Here is a 2,349-nt window from a genome sequence, read left to right on the forward strand (position 1 = left end):
GCGTAGTTCGCGGAGAAGGCGGCCTGGGCGGCGGAGGCCTCGGCGGCGTCGGCGGCGCGGTTGGCGCTGTTCGCCGCGTTGCGGGCGGTGACGGCTGATGCCTTGGCCTGGTCGGCGCTTTTGGTGGCCGCGGTGGCGGACTTCTGAGCGTCGGCGGCGTAGCCGTTGGCGAGAACGACGGACTTGTCGGCTTCGGCCGCCCACTTCTTGGCGTCGGCCTCGGCCTTGTTCGCGCGGGCCGCGGCCTCGGCTGCACGCCAGCGGCTGGCCTGGGCGTTGGCCGAGATGATCTCACCCTCGGAGAGCATCCGGCTGATCTGGAAGCGGTGGTGATCGGTCAGGTCATCCTTGCGGGCCGCCGCGTACTGACCCGAAGCAACGAACTCGTGCAGCTTCGCCGGTGTTCCCGCCAGGGCCGCCTTCGCGGCGGCCCTCAGCTCGGCGTTGGTCTCGCTGCCGTCCTGCGCGTCCTTCTTGTTGGCCAGGGCTGAGACGATGACTTCTTCATCACTCAGCCGGGCACCGTACTGGCCGACCTCCAGGAACGTGGCCAGCGCCTTGCCGGAGCCATCGGCCAGGGCGGCCTTGGCGTCCTTCTTGACGCTGGCGCCGCCGTCGTTGTTCACCTTGGACACGGCGACCGCGAGGTCGTCCGCGCCCACCGCGTACTGGCCGGTGGTGTAGAAGTCGGAGATCTGCTCGGGGGTGCCCTTGAGAGCCGTGAGGGCACCCGCCCGGACGGAGGCGTGCGGACTGCTCACGCTCAGCTGGACGACACGGTCGCGGTTCTCTTCCAGAGCGGACTTCTTCCACCCGGTGCGCAGGTATTCCAGGACTTCGGCGTCCGTGCCGCCCAGGGCACGTGCCGCCGCTTCCTGGTTCCAGGGACCGCGGAGGCTGAAGGCGTCCAGGGCGAACTTGCGGCCCTTGGCGGCGGTGGCCGGGACGTCCACGTTCGGCTTGGCCGCCTCGGCGGCCAGCGCCTGGGCCGCGGTGTCCAGGGCACGGGCGTCGCGGGCGACCTCGGCGGAAGCCGAGATCAGGCGCTGGGTCTGCTCCTTTTCCGAGCGGGCCCGCTCCAGAGCCGCTTCGGCCCGTGAGGTCAGCTCCTCCTTCTCAACGTCGAGAGCGACCTGGTGGACCTGCTTGGCGGTGTTGACCGCCTTCGTCGCGGTCTCCGCCGCGACCCGCGCAGCTTCGGCCCAGGTACGGGCATCCGCCGCGGCCTGAGAGGCGTCACCGGCGTACTTCGCCGCGAGCTCGGCGGCAGCAGCCGCCTTCTCCGCGTGGTCCGCGGCGGAACGTGCCGCGTCACGGGCGTCGAAAGCCTGCTGGGCCGCACGGCGGGCAAGCGCCCCGGCGTTGTTCGCCGCGCGGTTCGCGGCATTCGCGTGACGGCGGGCTTCAGCGGCCGCGTTGCGGGACTCGGCGGAGAACACGCCGGCCGCCTCGGCATGCCGGTTCGCGTCCTCGGCGGATGTCGCCGCTGCGTTCGCGTGGTCACCCGCACTGCGAGCGCCATCCGCGGCGACACCCGCGGCCAGCGAAGCTTCGCCCGCCTTCTGAGCGGCGTCAGCCGACGTCCGCGTCAACAGCGCGGCAGCACGCGCGTCCTTGGCGGCACGGTTGGCTGCCTCCGCCTGGGTCGCGTCACCAGCTGCAGCAATCGCGGAGTTATAGGCCTTATTCGCCGCGGTCGCCGCCAAAGAAGCGGCATTCGAGGTCTGCGCGGCAGCCAGCGCGGCCGTGCGGGACGCACGGTTCGCCGCGTTCGCCGAACCGATCGCCAGCTGGGCCGCGGCTGCGGCCTCACGCGCCGACTGCGCGGCCTGCTTCGACTTGTAGGCGGCCCGGCCGGCGTCCTTGCCGGCCGCCTCCGTCTCCTTGGCCGCCTTCAATGCGGCGATCCTGGCATTGTCGGCAGCACTGACGGCCTTGGCCGCGGCCGCCTCCGCCTTCTTCGTCGCCGCTTCCGTCTGGATACCGGCCTGCTTGGCCTGCTCGGTCAGCTGCGCGATCGTCGCGTGCTCCTGGTCCCGGTTACGGGCGACGAACTGCCCTACCTCCAGGAACTCCGCGATGTCATCCGCCGAACCCCTCAGAGCGTTCTTGCCCGCAAGCTTCACATTCGGGCCACCGGAATTGATCAGCTTCGAGACATCGACCTCGTTGTCCACCTCCCGCGCCTCGTACTGGCCCGACTCCAGGAACTTCGCAACGGCCTCGGGGCCGGCCTTCAGCGCAGCCTTGCCCGCCTCCTTGACACCCGGACCACCGAAGTTGATGACCTGCGACGCCTCTACCTCACGGTCCTCGGCCAACGGCTTCTGCCAGCCGCTACGCATGAAC

General features: G+C 70.7%; 1 protein-coding gene. It reads right to left on the reverse strand.

The window, feature by feature from the left end:
• On the reverse strand, positions 1-2,349 hold a 2,349-nt coding region (locus tag ACFWTC_RS38765; protein WP_383933490.1), incomplete at both ends, for an ALF repeat-containing protein.

This window comes from Streptomyces sp. NPDC058619 (assembly GCF_042717785.1).
Taxonomy (GTDB): Bacteria; Actinomycetota; Actinomycetes; order Streptomycetales; family Streptomycetaceae; genus Streptomyces.